Annotated in this window: 16 protein-coding genes; 7 read left to right on the forward strand and 9 right to left on the reverse strand. The window is 70.3% G+C overall.

What is annotated here, in order from left to right; all coding sequences use genetic code 11:
• The first annotated feature begins 23 nt into the window (after window positions 1-23).
• Window positions 24-1082: a LacI family DNA-binding transcriptional regulator gene (locus SSP29_RS33355; RefSeq protein WP_089104604.1), complete on the forward strand. Its 1059-nt coding sequence runs from the start codon at window positions 24-26 to the stop codon at window positions 1080-1082.
• Here the strand turns inward: SSP29_RS33355 and SSP29_RS33360 are convergent.
• The 7 genes from SSP29_RS33360 to SSP29_RS33390 form a co-directional block, all read right to left on the reverse strand.
• The gene (locus tag SSP29_RS33360) at window positions 1056-2615 is read right to left on the reverse strand and encodes a carboxylesterase/lipase family protein (RefSeq protein WP_174856031.1); all 1560 of its coding nucleotides are present in this window, start codon (window positions 2613-2615) and stop codon (window positions 1056-1058) included. The genes SSP29_RS33355 and SSP29_RS33360 overlap by 27 nt on opposite strands.
• A gap of 108 nt (window positions 2616-2723) precedes the next feature.
• Window positions 2724-3974, reverse strand: coding sequence for an alginate lyase family protein (locus SSP29_RS33365; RefSeq protein WP_089104605.1), 1251 nt, complete (start codon window positions 3972-3974; stop codon window positions 2724-2726).
• Window positions 3975-4000: 26 nt separating this feature from the next.
• Window positions 4001-7300, reverse strand: coding sequence for an alginate lyase family protein (locus SSP29_RS33370; protein ID WP_107436296.1), 3300 nt, complete (start codon window positions 7298-7300; stop codon window positions 4001-4003).
• Between the two features lie 182 nt (window positions 7301-7482).
• Entirely contained in the window at window positions 7483-9012 is a 1530-nt protein-coding gene (locus SSP29_RS33375) for a glycosyl hydrolase family 28 protein (protein ID WP_089104607.1), read from the reverse strand.
• A 33-nt stretch (window positions 9013-9045) separates the two neighbouring features.
• Window positions 9046-9909 (reverse strand): carbohydrate ABC transporter permease, encoded by an 864-nt coding sequence (locus tag SSP29_RS33380; RefSeq protein WP_089104608.1) that lies wholly within the window; start codon window positions 9907-9909, stop codon window positions 9046-9048.
• The gene (locus SSP29_RS33385) at window positions 9906-10904 is read right to left on the reverse strand and encodes a carbohydrate ABC transporter permease (protein ID WP_089104609.1); all 999 of its coding nucleotides are present in this window, start codon (window positions 10902-10904) and stop codon (window positions 9906-9908) included. The genes SSP29_RS33380 and SSP29_RS33385 overlap by 4 nt, the downstream gene beginning before the upstream one ends.
• Window positions 10901-12250, reverse strand: coding sequence for an extracellular solute-binding protein (locus SSP29_RS33390; RefSeq protein WP_089104610.1), 1350 nt, complete (start codon window positions 12248-12250; stop codon window positions 10901-10903). The genes SSP29_RS33385 and SSP29_RS33390 overlap by 4 nt, the downstream gene beginning before the upstream one ends.
• 331 nt (window positions 12251-12581) lie before the next feature.
• Here SSP29_RS33390 and SSP29_RS33395 point away from each other — a divergent pair, with 331 nt between their 5' ends.
• From SSP29_RS33395 to SSP29_RS33420, 6 genes are all read left to right on the forward strand, one after another.
• Window positions 12582-13910, forward strand: a complete 1329-nt coding sequence (locus SSP29_RS33395) for an ABC transporter substrate-binding protein (RefSeq protein WP_089104611.1) — start codon at window positions 12582-12584, stop codon at window positions 13908-13910.
• A 13-nt stretch (window positions 13911-13923) separates the two neighbouring features.
• Window positions 13924-14808 (forward strand): carbohydrate ABC transporter permease, encoded by an 885-nt coding sequence (locus tag SSP29_RS33400; RefSeq protein ID WP_089104612.1) that lies wholly within the window; start codon window positions 13924-13926, stop codon window positions 14806-14808.
• Entirely contained in the window at window positions 14808-15713 is a 906-nt protein-coding gene (locus tag SSP29_RS33405; RefSeq protein ID WP_089104613.1) for a carbohydrate ABC transporter permease, read from the forward strand. Before SSP29_RS33400 ends, SSP29_RS33405 begins: the two co-directional genes overlap by 1 nt.
• Entirely contained in the window at window positions 15710-17350 is a 1641-nt protein-coding gene (locus SSP29_RS33410) for a glycoside hydrolase family 43 protein (RefSeq protein WP_089104614.1), read from the forward strand. The genes SSP29_RS33405 and SSP29_RS33410 overlap by 4 nt, the downstream gene beginning before the upstream one ends.
• A gap of 199 nt (window positions 17351-17549) precedes the next feature.
• On the forward strand, window positions 17550-18614 hold the full coding sequence (locus SSP29_RS33415; protein ID WP_089104615.1) for a LacI family DNA-binding transcriptional regulator: 1065 nt from the start codon (window positions 17550-17552) through the stop codon (window positions 18612-18614).
• A 30-nt stretch (window positions 18615-18644) separates the two neighbouring features.
• A complete protein-coding gene (locus SSP29_RS33420) occupies window positions 18645-18851 on the forward strand; it encodes a hypothetical protein (protein WP_089104616.1) in 207 nt (68 codons plus the stop codon).
• 78 nt (window positions 18852-18929) lie between these two features.
• On the opposite strand, the gene SSP29_RS33425 is transcribed toward SSP29_RS33420, so the two are convergent.
• Both SSP29_RS33425 and SSP29_RS33430 read right to left on the reverse strand, forming a co-directional pair.
• Window positions 18930-19175 (reverse strand): hypothetical protein, encoded by a 246-nt coding sequence (locus SSP29_RS33425; RefSeq protein WP_150135395.1) that lies wholly within the window; start codon window positions 19173-19175, stop codon window positions 18930-18932.
• Window positions 19172-20038, reverse strand: a complete 867-nt coding sequence (locus tag SSP29_RS33430) for an isocitrate lyase/PEP mutase family protein (RefSeq protein WP_089104617.1) — start codon at window positions 20036-20038, stop codon at window positions 19172-19174. The genes SSP29_RS33425 and SSP29_RS33430 overlap by 4 nt, the downstream gene beginning before the upstream one ends.
• Window positions 20039-20189 lie beyond the last annotated feature (151 nt).

A 20189-nucleotide genomic window follows, 5' to 3' on the forward strand; every position in this document is an offset into this window, starting at 1 on the left:
GGAACCGGTTGGCGGGGGTGGGGTTGACCAGGAAGAGCGGGGACGCGGGGCGGAGCACCATTCGCGATGTCGCCGCCCGCGCCGGAGTGTCGGCCTCCACCGTGTCGCGCGTGCTCGGCGGCGACTATCCCGTCAGCGCCGCCACCCGTACCCGGGTCCTGCGTGCCGTGCGTGAGATGGACTACGTCGCCGACGCCCGCGCCAAGGCCGTGGCCGGGGTCGGTACACCCACGCTCGCCTTCGTGCTGGAGGACATCACCGGGCCGTCCTTCGCGCACATGGCGTACGGCGTGGAGCGGGAGGCGGCGCGGCTCGGGCATCTGTCACTGGTGTGCAGCACCGACGGTGACGTGCGGCGGGAGCTGGAGTTCATCGGGATGATGCGGGCCCAGCGGGCCGCCGCTGTGATTCTCGTCGGCGGGGCCGCGGACACGGCCGAGTACCGGGAGCGGACCCGCCGGGTCGCCGACTCGCTCGCCTCGGCCGGGTCGCGGCTGGTGCTCTGCGGGCGGCCGCCGCTCGGGCCCGGCGCGCCGGTGACGGTCATCGAGTACGACAACGAGGGCGGCGCCTACGCCCTGGTCGCCCACGTCCTCGCGCAGGGGCACCGGCGGGTGCTGTTCCTGGGCGGGAAGCCGGACCACACGACGGCGATGGGGCGGGAGCGGGGCTATCTGGCCGCGCATCGGGCCCGGGGCCTCGAACCCGACCCCGAGCTGCTGCTGCACGGCGACTTCACCCGGGACTCCGGGCACCGGCTGATGCGGCAGGCCCTGGCACGGGGACCGGAGTTCAGCGCGGTGGTCGCCGCCACCGACATGGTGGCGGCGGGGGCGCTGACCGCGCTGCACGAGGCGGGTCTTGCGGTGCCGGGGGACGTGTCGCTGGCCGGGTACGACGACATACCGTTCGCCCGCGATCTGCACCCGGCCCTGACGACCGTGCACGTGCCCTACGAGGAGCTGGGGCGGCTCGCCGTACGGACCGCGCTCGGGCACGGCGGGGAGTCGGCCGACGAGCACCTGCTCCTCGGCACGCATGTGGTCGTACGGGACTCAGTGGCGGCGTACGGCGGCCACTGAGCGGCGCAGCCGGCGTACCGCCAGGGCCAGTTCGGCGGTTCGTTCGGGGTGCGGCGGCGGTGCGCCGGGGTTCCAGAGGGCGAACTCCTCGTCCCGGGGGCCGGACACGGTGCGGGGCTCGCCGTCGCCGAGGACGCGGACCGGGTGGGTGTCGTCCCAGGGCTGCCAGCCGGGGTCGCCGGTGGCGGCGAAGCGGACCCAGGCGCCGTGCATGGCGTCGGCGAGGTCCTGCGGGGCGCCCGGGCCGGCCAGCCGGGCCGCGTCGGGCCCCTCCCCGGTGTCGAAGACGAAGCCGAGTTCCAGGGCGTGACAGGCGCCGAGCCGGGGGCGGTTGGAGGGCCAGGCGAACTCGTAGAGGTATGACGAGCCCGGGCGGGTCTCGGCCAGCCGGTGCAGCGGGAGGCGGAGCAGGTGGTCGGTGACCATCTGGCCGACGGTCTCGGCGGGACCGGCCCCGGGGTGCAGGGTGCGGTAGCCGCGCGGCACCTCGTGGCCCACGTGGCAGCGGGCCATGGCGCCGGCGAGGGCGACCGGGCCGAGCCGGTCGACGTGGTCGACGAGACCGCCGGGGACCAGCCAGAGCCGGTACTCGTCGCGGGTCCAGCCCATCAGGAGGTCGACGCCCGTGGCCGCCTCGCCGTCGAGGAGGGCCTGGAGCGGGTCACGCGGGACGAGGTCGCCGTCGACGACGATCCCGAAGGCGGGGCCGCCGAGGACGGGGCTGCTGAGCCGGCCCACCTCGGCCTGGGTGCGCAGCAGCAGCGCGCGGTCGACCTCGGCGAAGGCCTGCGCGGTGGCGGGGATCCTCAGGCGGCTGGCCATCCGGCGGACCATGCGCCGTACCTTGTCCCGCTCCGCGGCCTCGGGCGGGCCGCTCTGCAGGACGGCCCGGCGGATCAGGCCCTGGGTGTGGGGTGCGGCGAGCAGGGCGCCGACGCTGATGGCGCCGGCGGACTGGCCGCACAGGGTGATGCGGGCCGGGTCGCCGCCGAAGGCCTCGACGGTGTCGTGGACCCAGCGCAGGGCGGCGAGTTGGTCGCGCAGGCCGGGGTTGGGCGGGGTGTCGGGGAACAGGCCGTAGCCCTCCACGCCCAGCCGGTAGTTCACCGAGACGAAGACGACCCCGTCACGGGCGAACGCATGCCCGTCGTACACCGGCACGGCCGAGGATCCCCTGGTCAGGGCGCCGCCGTGCAGCCAGACGAGGACCGGGAGCCGGGAGCCGGGGCCCGGCTCCGGGGTCCACACGTTGAGGTTGAGGCAGTCGTCGCCGGGGATCACCGGGTCGGACAGATACTGCGCGAACGCCTGCGAGTACGGCGGTTTGGGCGCCGTCGGCCCGAAGGCGCCCGCGTCCCGGACGCCGTCCCAGGGCTCGGGCGGCACGGGCGGACGGAACCGGTGTTCCCCGAAGGGCGGGGCGGCATAGGGGATACCGCGGAACACGGCGACCCCGCGCTCCCACCTGCCGCGCACCGCCCCGTACGGGGTGTCGGCCACGGGGTCCTTCGGCTCCGTCCGGTCCGCCGTCATCCGCCCACCAGCTCCTCCCGCCGCGTGTGCCAGTACGCCGGTAGGAAAAGAGCACCACATCCGCTTCCAGTATTCCGGCACACACGACGGTCGGGCGGATACGCGCGGCTACTTGGCGTACATCAGGGTGCCGAAGCCGAGCTGGTCGTAGCCGCCGCTGTCGGAGCCGTAGTCACCTCCCCCGCCCTCGGGGGCGACCAGGTCGTAGTACATGGCGGAGATGTACTTGTCGTCGAGGTACAGGCGCCGGTTGTAGTGGAAGTGGAGCATCGCCCAGACCGGGCGGACCTGGCCGCGGGAGCCGGCGGAGACGACGGTCTGGGACGACTGGGCGCAGCTCTGCCCGGTGCCCCAGGTGTAGGTGGTGAAGGGGACGTCGTCGCCGATGTTGTACTTGGCCACGTACTGGGCGGCCTTCATGAACCTCTTGTCGTCGTAGGAGTACAGGTCGTCGCCCTGGTTCCAGGCCATCTCGCAGACCGCGCCCATCTGTCCCATGCCCATGACGGTGTGGCCCTGGTCGCGGCCGGACTCCTGCCACTGGCCCAGCGCGTAGCCGTCGGAGTCGGTGTACAGGTAGGGCACCGCGTGCGCGATCGAGCCGTTTCCGGCACCGGACTTCAAGTAGGTGACGGCTTGGTCGTACTTGGCCTTGTCCTCGTTGAGGATCCCGATGGCCAGGATGGAGGCCATGTTGCACAGGTCCCAGTTGGCCCAGTAGTTGGTGATGCAGGCGTCGTTGTGGTTGGTCAGGAAGCTGTTGTTGAGCGGGTAGAAGACGTTCGCGAGCATCGTCTGGGCGGCGGCGAGGTCGAAGCCGGAGTAGTCGCGCATCAGCTCGCAGGCGTTGGCGAACTGCCAGCCGTAGAGGCCCGACGCGAGGAACCGGTCGGCGTTCCCGGTGACCGACGTCAGTGTCCTGGACCAGGCGTTGAGGATGTTCGCGGCGCAGACCGCGTTGGCCTCGGTGCCGCCGACCTTCCAGCGCAGGGCGTTCTGGTAGGCGGCGGCGATGTCGTTGTAGAGCAGGCTGTAGTTCTGCCCGTCGCCGCCGCGGATGATGGCGGCGGTCGCCCGGTTCGTCCAGGTCGACTGGGAGTGGGAGTTGGCGGTCAGCTTGTTCCAGCCGGACAGCCAGGGGTCGGTTCCCGCCGCGACCCTGACCTTGGCGCGGTTGATGTCACCGGCGTTGTGCAGCATGCCGGGGTGGGTGAACGTGGCCGGGGCCGCGTGTGCGGTCGTGGCCACGGTGGCGCCGCCGAGGGCGAGGGCGGCGGCGAGACCGCCGGCGGTCTTCAGCAGACCGCGGCGGCTCAGCTCTGTTTCGCGGAGGTGCTCGTGGGGGGAAGTGCGGCTCATCGCTGTGCATCTCCAATCCGTCTGGCTCAGGTGGGCGTGATGCTCACCTCGTCGAACTCGGTGGTGCAGCGGACCAGTTGGCTGCGCGAGCAGACCACGAGGCCCACGTGGTAGGGGGCGTCACCGAAGGCGGGGATCTCCCCGTCGGCTATGGGGGTCCAGGTGACGCCGTCATCGGTGGACAGGGCTGCGGCGAAGGCGGTCCCGGTGCGCTTCAGCCGCAGCAGGGCGGGGAGGGTGACGGCCGCGCCGCCCGTGAAGGCGGAGGCGCCGGCCACGGTCCTGCGGAGCATGAGCTGTGCGGTGGTCCCGCCGGTGACGACGACTCCGGCCGCCTGGTCGAACGGCGACAGCGACTTCGCCATCAGCAGCCCCACCCGGTCGGCGCTCACGCCGGTGCGGGAGACGAGCCGGGCGACGATCTCGCAGTCGCCGCTGACGGGCCGTCGCACGAACTGCCCTGTCATTCCCTGGCCGTTGGCGTTCAGGTCGACGCCCGCGCCTCGCACGGTGAAGGTGCCGTCGTGGTACGACGTACTGCCGGGCGTGGTGATCGCGACCACGCCCAGCGTCCCGAAGGCGCGGTCGTCGAGCACGGTGTCGCCGAGGTCCCCGTACGTCCACGGACCGGGCGGCGCGGTGCCGACCGTGAGCGCGAGGGTGCCGGTCGTGGTCCCGGAGGCGTTGGCCGCGGTGGTCGTGACCGTGAACTCGCCCGTTCCGGTGGGGGTTCCGGAGACCAGACCGGTGCGCCGGTCGATCCGCAGCCCGTCCGGCAGCCCGTCCGCCGTGAACAGCACGGGCTCGTGCGCGGCCCGCAGCAGATACCGGAAACCGACGCCCTGGTTGGCGAACGCGGCGGTGGCGGAGGTGAGCCGGGGCACCGACGGAGTGGGCATCGCAGCCCGCGCGGAGGCAGAACGCGGGCCGCGGCCACCGGTGTTGGTCCTCGCGACGGTGTAGTGGTAGGTCGTGCCCGGCGTGCCGGTCGCGTCGGAGTACCGGACGCGGGTGCCGAAGCCGACCGCCCCGACGCCGGTGGCGAGGGTCCGGTAGGGTCCGTCGGCACGCGCCCCGCGCAGCACCGTGTAGCGGGCGGACAGGTCCGGGTCGCTCCAGGCCAGCTCGACGGCGTCGGCGCCGGTGACGGCCCGCAGGTCGGTGGCGGCACGGGCGGGGCGCGGCACGCACCACACCGCGCCGGACGGCGAGGTCACGCTGACGTTGTCGAAGGCACCGGTACCGGTCTCGGCGTAGTCCTCCTCGACACCGAGACAGGAGGTGAGCGCGAGGCCCGCGTACCCGGTCCGCCCCAACTCGACGTCGCTGGAGCCGACTTCGGTCCAGTGGACGCCGTCCGGGGAGACGGCGCCCGTGCACCGCGAGCCCTTCCGGGTCACGCGTACCCAGTAGGGCGCCCGCAGCCGGTAGCCGTCGCCCGCGCCCTCGACGTAGGGCGCCTCCAGGGGGGTCGCCGATTCGGGCAGCGCCCCCAGGTTGGAGAGCGGGAAGGCCGCGCTCACCGTGATCGCCTGCTGCTGGGAGGGCGGCACCGGAGTGCTGCCGGTCCCGGAGACCTCCGCACCGGCCGCCGGCCGTACCGTCCAGACCCCGCTCCAGGTGTGCAGCGGCAGCCCCTGGACCAGCATGGAGGCGTGGGCCGCGGACGCGTCGAGGGAGGCGCGGACGGTGACGCCGATCTTGGAGTACTGCGAGCTGAGCGGCCACACGATCCGCGCGGTGACCGTGCCGTCGCCGCGCAGCGGCAGGTGGACGAGGCGGTAGGTGTCGTCGGTGCCGCTCGCCTCCAGGACGAAGCGCTCGCCGTCGAAGGCCGCGGAGCCGGGGATCTTCACGTCCCCGACGTCCTGGGTCGCCCAGGGCCCGGGGAGTCCGGCGGAGGCCGCCGCCCAACCCGAAGTCCCGCTCCTGCCGAGGGAATCGGTGGCAGCGACCGTGTAGTAGTGCGTCCGTCCGGCACGCACGCGCAGGTCGGTGTACGTCGGCTCGCGGACCCCGGAGGCGATCTCCTCGTACCGGCCGTCCGCGGCGCTCGCCCGCAGGACCGTGTACGAGTCGGCCCAGGCCGACGGCAGCCAGGTCACGGTGACCGACCGGTCCTCCCCCACCGCAGTGACGCCGGCCGGCGGGGCCGGCGCACTCGCCGCGGGCGCCGTCGCACCCGCGTAGGCGAAGGTGCCCCAGCTCGGCAGGTCGTCGTTGCTGCCCTCGACGACCCGGGTGCCGCCGGCGCCGCGGAAGACGGCGTTCCTCGTGTACGGGGTGTCGAGGCCGCGCACACCCGCGTAGTGGGCGTACGCCATCTCGTAGATCGGCGGCAGGGTGCCGCGCGAGGTGGCCGAGACGGCCAGTTTGATGTACTTGCCGGTGCGGTCGAGGCCGGGGACGAAGGGGACGTCGCCGCCGAGGTTGTAGCGGGCGGCGTACTCGACGTTGGCGAGGATGCGGTTGCCGTCGAAGCCCCACAGGTCGACGCCCTGGTTCCAGGCGACCTGCGCCGCGTCGGCGAGCAGGCCGACCGCCAGCTGTTCGTGGCCCTGGTCGCGGCCGCTCTCCTGGCCCTGGCCCGCGTCGGTGACGATGCGGTGCAGGACACTGCCGTTGCCCGCGCCGGCCGCGGCGAAGCGCAGCGCGTCGTGGAAGAGGGTGGGCTCCTCGCAGAACACGCCGATGGCCAGCAGGGATTGAAGAGCCGTCAGATCCCAGTTGCCGTTGGCGTAGAGCGTGTAGCAGGAGAGGGCCGGATACCAGACGCGCAGGAAGGACTCCTCGCAGCGCGCGATGCCGGCCTCGCTCCAGCCGTCGTAGCCGGTGTGCCGCAGGAGTTCGGCCGCGTTGACGAACTTGAAGGCCTGGAGCCCGGCACCGAGCGGGCCGTCGGCTCCGGTGATGGCCGTGAGCGAAGCGGACCAGGCGTCGAGGATGTCCCGGGCCTTGTCGGCGTGCGCGGTGTCGCCGGTGACGGCCCAGACGAGGGCGTTCTGATAGGCGGCGGCCGAGTCGGCGACCGCCTGGTTCTGGTAGTTGGCGGGACCGCGGCCCCAGGTGGTGATCTGGCCCGTGTTCTGCACGGTGTACGAGGCGGCGGAGCGGGCGTGGGCGGCAAGCGCCAAGTAGCCGTCGTAGACCGGCGACTGCTTGGCGGCGACAGCGGCCTTCATGCGGGCGAGGTCGTCGGCGGAGTGCAGCAGGCCGGGGTGAGCGAAGGCTCCGGTATCGCTGTCGCTCTCGGCGGCCCGGGCGGCACCGGGCACGAGCAGTCCGCTCGCGCCCGTCGCCAGCAGCAGGGCCGCGGAGCCGCCGATGAATCCCCGACGGCTGACAGGACCCGCTGCAGTCGGCTGCGGTTCGGCAGCGCCAGCGCCCCGAAGGGGCGCGGGGCTGTATTCATCAGCGGCTCCGCCGCGGGGCGCGACCAGCCACGACGGAGCCGCAGCCGCCCCACGGCCCCTCCCCGCGCCTCCAGCGGAGCTAGGTGCGGGGATCGTCATGACGCGGCGGCCGCCTCGGCCTCGGCGGTGGTGAGGAACTTCAGGTTGGTGACGTGCTCGTTGGAGAACCACTGGATCTCGTCCGTGGTGTAGTACCAGCTCGGCTTCTTCATGGAGTCGGCGATGACGACGCCGTTGATCACCAGGTTCTCGAAGGTGACGTTGGTGATGGCGTGATCGGCGTCGTAGCCGAGGAACAGGGACGGGTTGGCGTGTGTGCCCGTGTAGCTGAGGTTCTTGACGTAGACGCCGTCGATGCCGCGGCCGACCGAGGTGTTGTACTTCGTGTTGTACATGACCTTCATGTAGATGACCTGGCCCCACCGGAAGTCCTCGATCCGGACGTCCTCGATGCGTACGTTCCTGATCAGGTTGGAGTCGCCGGGGTTGAGGGCGATGCAGCCCTGGTAGTTCATCTGGGGTTCGCGGTGGTCGAGGATGTCGATGTTGCGGATGACCAGGTTCTCGATGGTCTCCGGGGCGTCGGTGTTGCCGTGCGTACCGATGTTGACCGGGTGGGCGACGTCGGCCCACAGGGAGCAGTTCTGCACGGTGATGTCGCGGGTGTCGCCGTAGTAGTCCCAGCGGTGGGCGTAGATGGCGATGCAGTCGTCGGAGTTGCGCAGGAAGCAGCCGTCGATGAGGACGTCGCTGGAGGAGAAGATGTCGATGCCGTCGCCGTTGCCCTTGGAGCTGAAGCCGCGGACCTTCTTGATGTGCACGTTCTGGGCCTCGCCGAGGGTGGCGATGTAGTTGCCCGGGTTCATGATGATGACGTCCTCGACCCGGATGTTCCTGCTGCCCTCGCAGAGCACGCCCTGTCCTGAGCTCGCCCAGATCATGCCGTGGCCCTTGAGGGCGGCCTTCTCGACGTCCTTGAAGTAGACGGTGGCCTTGAGGACGGCGCCGCCGGCGAGGTAGACGGTCTTGCCGCTGGGGACGGTGAGAACGCCGCCGGTGACGGTCTGCACGCCGGGGCCGAAGTAGATGACGTCGGGGTCGTCGGCGGCCGGCGGGCGGTGCTCGACGCGGTTGGTGATGACGTGCAGGCAGTCGAAGATCTCGTCGTTGATCTGGACGACCAGGTCCTTCGGCTCGTCGAGGGTGAACCGCAGGGTGTCGCCGAGGAGTTCGGGCGTGATGCCGTACGAGTCCGGTCTCACCCGGGCCTTGGTGGTGCCGCCCTTGAGGTAGGTCACCTCGACTTCGACGGAGTGCCGGAAGTCGAAGTACACCATCGAGGAGTTGTAGACCTTGCCGGAGCCGGTGGTGGCGTTGATCTCCTCCAGCTGCGGCCGGTAGATGTCGAGGGTCTGCCAGTCTCCGTCGGGGGCGGTACGGACCCGTACCTGGAAGCTGGTGTTGGTCGGAACGGCGGACGGACGGGGGTAGGTGACCAGCTTCGGGCGGGACTTGGCGTCGTCGGCGTGGGCGGCGGTGGCGGTCAGGCCGCCCGAGAGGCCGGCGGCGAGCGCGGTGGCTCCCGCGGCCTGCAGGGCGGTGCGGCGGGAGAAGGGCGCGGTCATGGGTGACTCCTTGCAACAGGTCTGCGGGTTGGGCTACTTGAGGCCGGACGTCGACAGGCCGGCGACGAAGCCGCGCTGGGCGACGAGGAAGACCAGCAGGATGGGGACGACGTACATCACGGAGGCGGCGGCCTGGAGGTTGGTGATGGGGGTGCCGGCTGAGGAGACGTAGGTGGTCATCACGGCGACGGCGAGGGTGGAGCGGTCGGTGGACAGCAGGAGCTGCGGCGCGATGTAGTCGCCCCAGGTCCAGGTGAAGGCGATGACGAAGCTCGCGGAGAGCACCGGCCAGGACTGCGGCAGGAAGATCCGCCAGAACATCCCGGCGTATCCGCAGCCGTCGACGATGGCCGCCTCCTCCAGTTCGCGGGGCAGTCCTGCGAAGAACTGCCGGAAGAGGAAGACCAGGTAGGGGGCGGACGACAGGCCCCACAGCACCCAGGGCCAGTAGGTGTCGACCATGCCGAGCTTGGCGAAGATCAGGTAGGTCGGCAGCAGGGTGATCATCTGGGGCAGCATCATCGAGCCGATGAGGATGCCGAACAGGGTCTTCTTCCCGGGTGCGGTGAGCCGGGCGAAGCCGAAGCCGACCCAGGCGGAGCTGAGGGTGACGAGGGTCGCGTAAAGGGTGGCGATGATCAGGGAGTTGCGGGCGTAGCCGAGGAAGTCGATGAGTCGGTAGGCGTCGGCGAAGTTGTGCCACTGGAAGTGGGTGGGCAGCCAGTGCACGGGGGCGGCGGCCAGTTCGGCGGGGGCCTTGAGGCCGGTGAGGACCAGCCAGCCGAACGGGCCGAGGAACAGGCCGGTGACGACGACGAGGACCGTGTAGAGGACGAGGCGGTTGACGCGTATCCGCATCCGGGCCGGGGACTTGGGGTTCACGCTGGTGGCGGTCACTTCTTCGCCTCCGGGTCGACGTTGTAGAACACCACGCCGGAGGTGAATCTGAAGATGAGTCCGGTCGCGATGAGGATCAGGACGAAGAGCACCCACAGCAGTGCGGAGGCGTATCCGTAGCGGCCGAGCGCGAAGTACTCGGAGAACACATGGATCATGTACGTGTAGTTGGACTGCGGGATCGTGGTCAGGCCCCCCGTGGTGGAGAGCGGGGCCAGCAGCATCGGCATGATGGTCTGCACCGAGGCGATCACCCCGGTCACGGTCTGGAAGAGCAGCACCGGCGACAGCAGCGGCACGGTGATGCTGCGGAAGGTCCGCCAGGCGCTCGCCCCGTCGATGCGGGCCGCCTCGTGGAGCTCGCGGGGCACGTCCTGGAGCCCCGCCAACGAGATGATCATGATGTTGCCGGCCGCCCAGAGGACCGTCATGACGAGGACGTAGCGGGCGTAGGGGTCGGCCAGCCAGCCGATCGCGTCGAAGCCGAAGAAGGTCAGAACCCCGTTGGCGGCACCGGAGTTCTGGTCGAAGAGGTTCTTGAAGGCGATGCCCGCGCCGACCGGGGGCACCACGGCCGGCAGGTAGAGCAGGGTGCGGAAGAGCCCGCGTCCCCTGACCGGCCGGTTGACCAGGACGGCGAGCCCGAGCCCGGCGACGATCGACAGCGGCACCGAGAGCAGCGCGAACAGACCGGCCCGGCCCAGGGCGTCCCAGGTCGTCGAATCGCCCATCAGCTCGCGGTAGTTGCCGAGGCCGACGTAGTGCCAGTTCGGCGAGATGCCGTCGTACGTGGTGAAGCTCAGCCACAGCGCGTAGGCCATGGGCGTGATGGTCAGCAGCGCGAACCCGACGATCCACGGGGAGGTGAACATGTAGAAGGCGCGGTGCCTGCGGACCGTCATCGAGGGCCCGGTGCGCTCGGCGGAACCGGCCCGGCCGGCACCCGCGGCCGAACTCGGCCGGCCGGCGACGGAGGAGACCTGATCAACCGTCATCCCACTTGCTCCTTACCGCGCTTGAGCTGCTGGTTGATGGTCGAGTTCAGGTGTCCGGCGAGGCTGTCGACGGACATCTCGCCCTGCATCGCGGGAGTGGCGACCTGGTTGAAGAGCGCCTCGAAGGCGTCCCCCGAGATGTAGGGCGACAGGGAGACCACCGAGAAGTGCCTGAGCTCGTTCTCCTGCGCCCGCAAGGTGCGCTTCTGGTACTCCTCCTTGGCGGGCATCAGCGGCCGCAGGGACTTCAGGGTGGGGATGCCCCAGCCACTGGAGGCGCGCGCCTTGGCCGGCGCCTCGCCGAAGAACCACTCGAAGACCCGCCAGGCGGCGTCCTTGTTCTTCGCCTTGCGTGGCATCCACAGACCGGTGCCGCCCTGGCAGGCGCTGATCCGCGGACCGCCCGCGAAGACGGGGGCGGGAGCGAGCCGGGAGACCTGCGCCAGCTTCTTGTCGGTGCCGATCATGCCGCCCATCCAGTAGCCGGAGTTCGACATGGCCAGCCGTCCGGCCTGGTAGGTGGGCCCGTCCCAGCCGTTGGGGTCGGGCAGGACCGGGCTGGGCCCGACCTTGAGCCTGCAGTAGTCGATGTACCAGGCCAGCGCCTTACGAGCCTCGGGGGTGGTGAAGTCGACCCTGGAGAAGTCGTCACTGAAGAGGCTGCCGCCGGCGGAGGCGGTCATCGTCGCCATGAGGGTGAGCTTGACCAGGCCGTTGTAGCTGCCGCCGAAGACGGTCGTCTGGCCCTGGGACCGCTGGGCGAGCCGTCGGGCGTCGTCCAGCCACTCGTCGAAGGTGACGGGTTCGGTCTCGGACGGGTAGGTGACGCCCTTCTTGTCGAAAGCGGCGGTGTTGAACCAGAACATGGAGTCCTGGGAGAAGTCCTTCGCCATGCCGTAACGCGGGCCCTTGCCCTGGGACCTGCCGTCGTAACGCCACAGGTCGTTGACGGGGTCCAGGTCGTCGAGCCTCAGGACGCTGCTGGCGGCGAAGTAGTCGTCCAGCTCCTGCATCACGTCCCGCGCCGCGAAGTACGCCGCGTCCACGGCGCCGACACCGCGCACCAGGTCCGGCGGGCTGCCGCTGGTGAGCATCGCGATGAGCTTGGTGATGTCGTAGTCCACCCGCTTGATCGTGATGCCGGTTTCCTTCTTGGCCTGCTGGACCAGGTCGGGGCTGAGGTCGTCGGCCTTGACCATCATGGTGACGGTCTCGCCCGAGCCGCTGACCCCGGTGGACACCTGGAGCGCACAGCCGCCGAGCGACGCGGCACCGGCCGCGGCACCCGCCGCCGACAGAGCGAGAAAGCGGCGCCGGCTGACCGGGGCACGGGCGTGCGTCTGCATGGACTACCCACTCTCTGAAGGGAGGTGACCGGATGTCGGCCCGGTTGGCAACCGGTTGCTATGAGCGGTGAGGGGAGCTTCAACCCGTAGGAGAGCGTCGTCAAGAGGCGCGGCGAACTTTCGAAAACCCTTCAGCGGCAACCGGTTGTTCTTGCGTACCGGTTGCTGCTCACGGACCGTTCGACCGACCGCACGTCGAAAGATTCCGACTCATACCCCTTGCTGGGAGCGGCCGAGCCGTCCTACTGTCCCGTGGAAACCGGTTTCTAAGGCACTGCCGAGCCGCCGCCCTCCTCCCCGAGAGCGCCCACCTCCGAAGGAACACGGTCAGATGAACTCCACCAGGTTGGTCCGCGCCGCGATCGCGGGCCTCGCGCTGACAGGTCTGCTCTCCGCCTGCGGCGGATCGGACTCCGGCTCCGGCGGCTCCGACTCGGCTTCGGGCCCGGTCACCCTGCCGTTCTGGGGCTGGGCGAACGGCCAGGACGCCGTGGTGAAGGCCTTCAACGCCTCCCACAAGGACGTCCAGCTGAAGTACACGAAGGTCACCGACCAGCTGACCATGCAGAAGCAGCTCACCAACGCGGTGAAGGCGGGCAACGCGCCCTGCCTGGTGCAGAACACCGCCGAGTACGTGACGAGTTGGGTCGCCCAGGGCGCCCTCGCCGACATCACGAAGTACGTCGGGTCGGCCAAGGACAAGTTCAACTCCGGTTCCTGGTCGGCCGCACAGGTGCAGGGCAGGCTGTACGGCGTCCCCACCAGCTCCGCGCCGAACTTCACCATCTACCGCACGGACGTCTTCCAGAAGTACGGCCTCAAGGCCCCCACCACCTGGGACGAGTTCATCGCGGCGGGCAAGACGCTCAAGAAACACGGCGTCAGGATCACCAACTTCGCCGGCGAGGACCCCAGCACGCTCGAAGTGCTCGCCATGCAGGCCGGCGCCCACTGGTACGCGATCGACGGGAACTCCTGGAAGGTGGACTTCCAGGACGCGGGCACCCTGAAGGCCGCCGGCGTGATCCAGCAGATCATCGACAACGACCTCGACTCCACGCTGTCGTTCGCCGACTACGCGGCCGTGCAGCGCAATTACGACAACGGCGGCACGGCGACCCGGCAGATCTCCACCTGGCAGATGGCCGGCATGGTGCAGAACTTCACCAAGTCCTTCGGCAAGTGGGCCCTCGCCCCCTGGCCCACCTTCTCCGGCGAGGCCGCGAAGACCCCGGCGGGCACCAACCTCACCGGCAGCGTCACGCTCGTCACCAAGCAGTGTGCCCACCAACAGCAGGCCGCCGAGGCCGCGTTGTGGATGTCCACCGACTCCGGCGCGGTGAAGACGATGGCGAGCCCGACCACCGGCAACGGCGTGATGCCCGCGCTCGCCGACAGCGGCGCCTACGTCGACGAGGCGATCTCCCAGAAGCTGCTCGGCTCCAACTACGACCCGGCGAAGAAGGTCGTCACCGACAGCCTGAACACGGTCACCACCGACTGGACCTTCGGCCCCGACTGGACGGCCATGTTCACGGAGCTGCAGAGCGGCTGGGCGAAGGTGGTCAGCAAGCAGCAGAAGGTCACCGACCTCCTGGCCCACATGCAGCAGTGGACGGTCGCCGACCTGAAGTCCCGCGGCATCAGCGTCGAGGGCTGAGGCGGGCACCCGGATGGTCCGCTCCCAGCGCTGGAAGGGTGCCGCCTTCACGGTGCCCTTCCAGCTCGGCTTCGTCTTCCTCTACCTGATCCCGATCGGGTACGCCGTCCACGAGTCGCTGTACCGCTCCCAGTCCTCCGGCCTCGGCCTCGGCGGCACCACCGACGAGTTCTCGGGCCTGGCCAACTACCACCAGGGCCTGACGGACCCGGCGTTCCTCGACTCGGTCCTGCGTGTGCTCGTGTTCGCCTGCGTCCAGATCCCCGTGATGCTGCTGATCAGCCTGCTCCTCGCACTCTTCCTGGACGCGCTGACGTCCCGGGCGGCAGGCCGTTTCCGCATCCTGCTCCTGGTCCCGTACATGATCCCGGGCGTGGTCGCCGCGATCGTCTGGATCAACCTCTACAGCCCGGACGTCGGCCCCCTCACCCCCCTGGCCAAGGCGTTCGGCCTCGACTGGAACTTCTTCGCGCCGTCGATGGTGTGGCCGTCCATCGGCAACCTGCTCACCTGGCACGGCATCGGCTACAACATGGTGATCATCTACTCGGCGCTGCAGGGCGTCCCGCGCGAACTCTTCGAGGCGGCACGGCTGGACGGCGCCTCGGAGTCCCGCATCGCCCTGAGCATCAAAGTCCCCTACGTGCGGGGCGCGTTGGTCCTTACCGGCATGCTGTCGATCATCCAGATGCTGCAGATCTTCAACGAGCCGGCGCTGTTCCGGAACGTCACGCCCCAGACGGTGAGCGACAGCTTCACCCCGATCATGGTGATCTACAACCAGGCGTTCAACGCGGGCAACTACCACTACGCGGCGGCCCTTTCGGTGCTGCTGGCCCTGATCCTCGGCGTCGCCTCCTTCCTCTTCTACCGGCTGACCGCGAAGGAGGCCGACTGATGGCACTCACCGAGGAGCGCACGAGGACCCACCCCGTCCGCCGCATCAACAAGCCCGATCCGGCGGCCCGTTCCCGGGGCGGCCAGCGGTTCCTCCTCGTCGGCCTGGCGCTGGCGAGCGCGTACAGCCTCTTCCCGGTCTGGTGGCTGATCGTCGCCGCGACGAAGGACCGCACCGCCCTCTACCAGAGCAACGGCCTCTGGTTCTCCGGCTGGCACCTCTGGACCAACCTGCACCAGCTGTTCACCTACGAGAACGGCATCTTCCTCCGCTGGACCGCCAACTCCTTCCTCTACGCCGGAGTCGGCTCCCTCGGCGGCACCCTGATCGCCCTCGCCACCGGCTACGGCCTCGCCCGCTTCCAGTTCCCGGGCCGCAACCTGGTCTTCGCCTGCGTCGTCGGCTCCTTCCTGGTCCCGATCGCCCTGCTCACCCTCCCCCTCTATCTCCTCTTCTCGAAGATCGGCCTGGTGGACACCCCCTGGGCGATGCTGATCCCCTGCCTGATCAACCCGTTCAGCGTCTACCTGGCGAAGGTCTACACCGAGGCCGCCATCCCCTACGAACTCCTCGAAGCCGCCCGTATCGACGGCGCGGGCGAACTGCGCATCTTCTTCTCCATCGTCCTGCGCATGATGACCACCGGCGGCGCCACGGTCTTCCTGCTGGCCTTCGTCAACACCTGGAACGCCTTCTTCCTCCCGCTCACCGTGCTCCGCGGCGAGCAGAACTGGACCCTCAACCTGGGGCTGTACAACTGGTCCGGCAAACGCCTGGAATCCGGCGTCGACCTGACCGGTCTGGTCCTCACCGGCGCCCTGCTCTCCATCGTCCCGATGGCCGTCATGATGATCGCGATGCGCCGCTACTGGCGCTCCGGAGTCACCCTGGGAGCCCTCAAGTGACCGAGCTCCGCAACCCGGTGATCCGCGGCTTCGCCCCCGACCCCTCGCTGGTCCGCGCCGGCGACTGGTACTACCTCGCCAACAGCTCCTTCGAGTGGTTCCCGACGATCCCGATCCACCGCTCCCGCGACCTGGCCCACTGGGAGTACGCGGGCCACGTCGAGGGCGCGGCCCCGGGCGGCTCCCTGGCCGGCGTACCCGACTCGGGCGGCATCTGGGCCCCGTCCCTGAGCTGGGACGGCGAGCGCTTCTGGGTGGTCTACTCGATCGTCCGCTCGGTCGGCACCCCGTACTTCGACGCGGACACCTACGTCAGTACGGCCGCGGAGGTGTCCGGCCCCTGGAGTCCCCCGCGCCGCATCCCGAGCCACGGCTTCGACCCTGCGCTCCACCACGAGAACGGCCGCCTCTGGCTCCTCAACCTCCAGAACGACCACCGCCCCGGCGGCAGGCGCTTCGCCGGCATCGTCGCCACGGAACTGGACCGGGAGACGCTCACCCCCGTCGGAACCACCCATCTCCTCCTCCAGCAGGACCGGTTGATCGAGGGCCCCAAGCTGCTGAAGCGGAACGGCTGGTACGTCCTGGTCCTGGCGGAGGGCGGCACGGGCTTCGAACACGGGGTACGGGTGGCCCGCAGCCGCAACCTCACCGGCCCGTACGAACTCGACGAACGCCCCCTGCTGACGACGAGGGACGCCCCGGAGTGGCCGTTGCAGAAGGCGGGACACGCGGAGTTGGTGGAGACACCGGAGGGCGAGTGGTTCCTGAGCCACCTGACGGCCCGCCCTCTGAAGACGTCGAAGGGCCTACGGTGCCCACTGGGCCGCGAGACGGCGATCCAGGCGGTGACGTGGGACGCAGAGGACTGGCCGAGACTCCGGCACGGGGACACCCGTCCGGCGCTCACGATGGAGACACCCGAACTGGAGCGCCCCGTAAGGGGCGCGGGGCTGCATTCGATATGCGGCTACCGCCGCGTGGGCGCGCCAAGCCCCCACCGGCCCGCAGACAACAGCGCACCCCCCTACTACACCCTCCGCTCCCCAGCCGCCCCCTCCTGGATAGACCCCACCACCCGCCCCGGCTGGCTACGCCTCCGCGGCCACCACGGCCCCGACTCCCTCTGGTCCCACCACCTCCTGGCCCGCCGCATCACCGAACACCACACCGAGGCCCAGGTAACCCTCCAGGCAACCCCGTCCACCTTCACCCAGTCGGCCGGCCTGCTCCTCTGGTACAACACCTCGGCCTACTACGCCCTGGACCTCACCTGGGCAGAGCCGGAGGGCGAAGCACAGCACGGCCAGCAGTGGCAGAACACGGGCCGGACCGTGCTCGTACTGACCACCCGCGACGAGAACGAGACCCGCCGCGCAGCCGTACGGGAAGTCGACGCGAACGCCCCCCTCACCCTCGGCGTCACAGTCCACCGCACCGAAGCCCGGTTCTGGCACCTCAGCGAAGACACCCGCTCCCCCGTCGGCCCGCCCCTCGACTTCACCCGCCTCTCCGACGACCACGGCAGCCGCCTCCGCTTCACCGGAGCAATGGCCGCGATCCACTCCGTAGACCTCGTCGACGCCTCCTTCACCGCCGACTTCACCGATTTCCGGGTCGTCTGCACCCCCGCATAGCCCCGGCCTCCCTGTTCGAAGTTTCGAAAGTCCGACCCCCGCCGATCCCGTGAATTCCCAGGTCTTCACGCCGAGTTGACGCGCACCTATCTTAGGAAGCGCTTACTGCACGGCTTGCACACAGACCGCGGAAGCAGCGTTGGTCGCAACTTTCGTTACTTTCGTTGGCCCAAGGGCGGGCCGGAGAGGCGGGTTCCCCATGGTCCGTGCCGGAGGTACGAGCGTGGCGGCGGCCGGTCCGACGCTGGCGGTGGTGGCCCGCGAGGCGGGCGTCTCCGTGCCGACCGCGTCGAAAGTGGTGAACGGCAGGGACGATGTGGCCCCCGAGACCCGGCGCCGGGTCACCGAGGCCCTGGAACGCCTCGGCTACGTCCGCAGACCGCGGTTCGACGCGACGAAGGCCCCCGCCCTGATCGATCTGGTCGTGCAGGCGCTGGACAGCTCGTGGTCGGGTGCGGTGCTGCACGGGGTGGAGGAGGCGGCGTACGAGGCGGGTCTCGAGATCGTGGTGTCGGCGGGGCCGGCCCGGACCCGGGCCGGCCGCCCGGAGCGCGGCTGGCTGGACAAGCTCACCGCACGCGGCTCCTCCGGGGTGCTGTTCAACCTGGCCGAGGTGACCCAGGCGCAGTACGCCTGGCTGGGCCACCACCGCATCCCGTACGTCCTGATCGACCCGGTCCATGAGCCCCCGGCGGGCGTGGTCTCCGTCGGGGCGGCCAACTGGCAGGGCGGGGTCACCGCGGCCGAGCACCTGATCGCCCTCGGCCATGAGCGGATCGCGGTGATCGCCGGCAACCGGCGCCGGATGTGCAGCGGCGCCCGGGTGGCCGGCTACCGCTCGGCGCTCGCCTCGGCGGGGCTGCGCCATCGGGGCGAGTACATCCGGCACGCGGGCTTCGACGAGGACACGGCCCGGCACCGTATGCACGAACTGCTCGACCTGCCGGAGCCGCCGACCGCCGTGTTCGTCTGCTCCGACCGGATGGCGCTCGGGGTGTACGCGGCGCTGGCCGAACGCGGGCTGCGGGTGCCGGCGGACATCAGTGTGGTCGGCTTCGACGATCTGCCCGAGGCGCGCTGGGGGACCCCGGCGCTGACCACGGTCCGCCAGCCCCTGTCGGAGATGGCGGCGACGGCGCTGCGGCTGCTGGTACGGCTGATGCACGGGGACCGCCCGGAGGGCACCCGGACGGAACTGTCGACCAGGCTGGTGGTGCGGGCCAGTACGGCGGCCCCGCCTGCCCGTTCGGCCGTACGAGGGTGACCGCGCCCTCGCCAAGATCGTTTCCAGGGCATGAATCCCACCCTGCGCACCGCGGCGGCCTGTGCCCTGGCCGTGGCCGCCGTGACCACGGCCCTGGGCACCGCCCGGGCCACGCCCCTGACCCTCGCCCCGGCCCGGCCCCACACCGCGGTGGCCGTCCCGGCGGCCGACGAACACGACCCGAAGGAGGACGTGGAACTGGACGAGAACGGCCGCCCGGACCTGAACGAGGACTGAGGCAAAGCGCCCCGCCAGGGGCGCCAGGAGCTGCGGGTCCAGCCACAACGGACCCGCAGCTCCCCACCGTCCGGTCTCTCAGTCGTCGTCGCCCTGACGCGGCTCCCCGAGCAGCGCCTGGATCGCGTCCACGGCGCTGCCGTCGTGGTCACTGCCGGCCGTGCCTCTGCCTGCCTGGATGTTCGCCGTGCGGTCCACCTCCAGGATGGAGTCCGCGTTGGAGTTGTCCAGCACGGTGATCAGGCTGTCGGCCGCGTGCGCGGGGGCCACGGCCGCGCCGAGCAGCGCCGCGGTGAGGGCCGCGGCGGTCCGCAGCCGCGTCACACGCCCACGCCCTCGGGCTCGTCGAGCCGTTCCCGGGCGATGTTGCGCTCCAGCAGGGTGGTGGACGCCTTGACGCCCACGCCACTGGTCGCGTCGACGGACGGCAGCCGGCCGTCCGCGGACTTCAGCTCGCTCAGCGCCGAGTCCATCGCCTCGTGCGCGGCGAAGAGACAGGGCGTGGAGTAGATCGCGACGTCGACGCCGAGGTCGTCCAGCTCGGTGAGCGAGAGCCGGGGCGACTTGCCGCCGGCGATCTGGTTGAAGAGCAGCGGTTTGTCGCCGACGACCTTGCGGATCCGGCGGATCCACTCCTCGCTGCGCACCCCGTCGACCAGGATCACGTCGGCGTCGGTGGCGGCGAGCCGCTCCGCGCGGTGCAGGATGTCGTGCTCGTCGGTGGCGTCCGTGCGGGCCACGACGACCAGGTCCTGGCGGGTCTCCAGGACCTTCTCCAGCTTGTCCAGGTACTCCTCCAGGGGCAGCACCTGCTTGCCGTCGGCGTGCCCGCAGCGGCGGGGCCGCTTCTGGTCCTCCAGGATCACCCCGGAGGCACCGATCCGCTCCAGTCCCTCCACGACGTGGCAGGCGACCTCGGGATCGACGTACCCGTCGTCGATGTCGACGAGGAGATGGTGGTGCGGGAACGCGCCCCGCAGCCGCTGGACGAACGCCACCATGTCGGGCCAGGCGATGAACCCGATGTCCGGCAGGCCGTAGTACGAGGCGGCGAAGCCGAAGCCCGATACGAACATCCCGTCGTAGTGTTTGGCCGCGATCGACGCCGAGTACATGTCGTAGACGCCGATCAGCGGGGTGGTCCCCGGCCCGGCGATCTGCTCGCGCAGCTTCTTTCCGTAAGTCAAGGTCCGGCTCCTCCTGTGGGTGGGTGGCGCGGCGACACGACAGGCCTCCGCGTCTCGACAGCCCTTTGCCAAGACAAGAGCATCTCTAGATACGCACGTGACTATCTCCGTGCGCGACCTTTACTCACCCCAATGGCGGATCCGGTTCACC

It is taken from the genome of Streptomyces hyaluromycini, from assembly GCF_002217755.1.
Taxonomy (GTDB): domain Bacteria; phylum Actinomycetota; class Actinomycetes; order Streptomycetales; family Streptomycetaceae; genus Streptomyces; species Streptomyces hyaluromycini.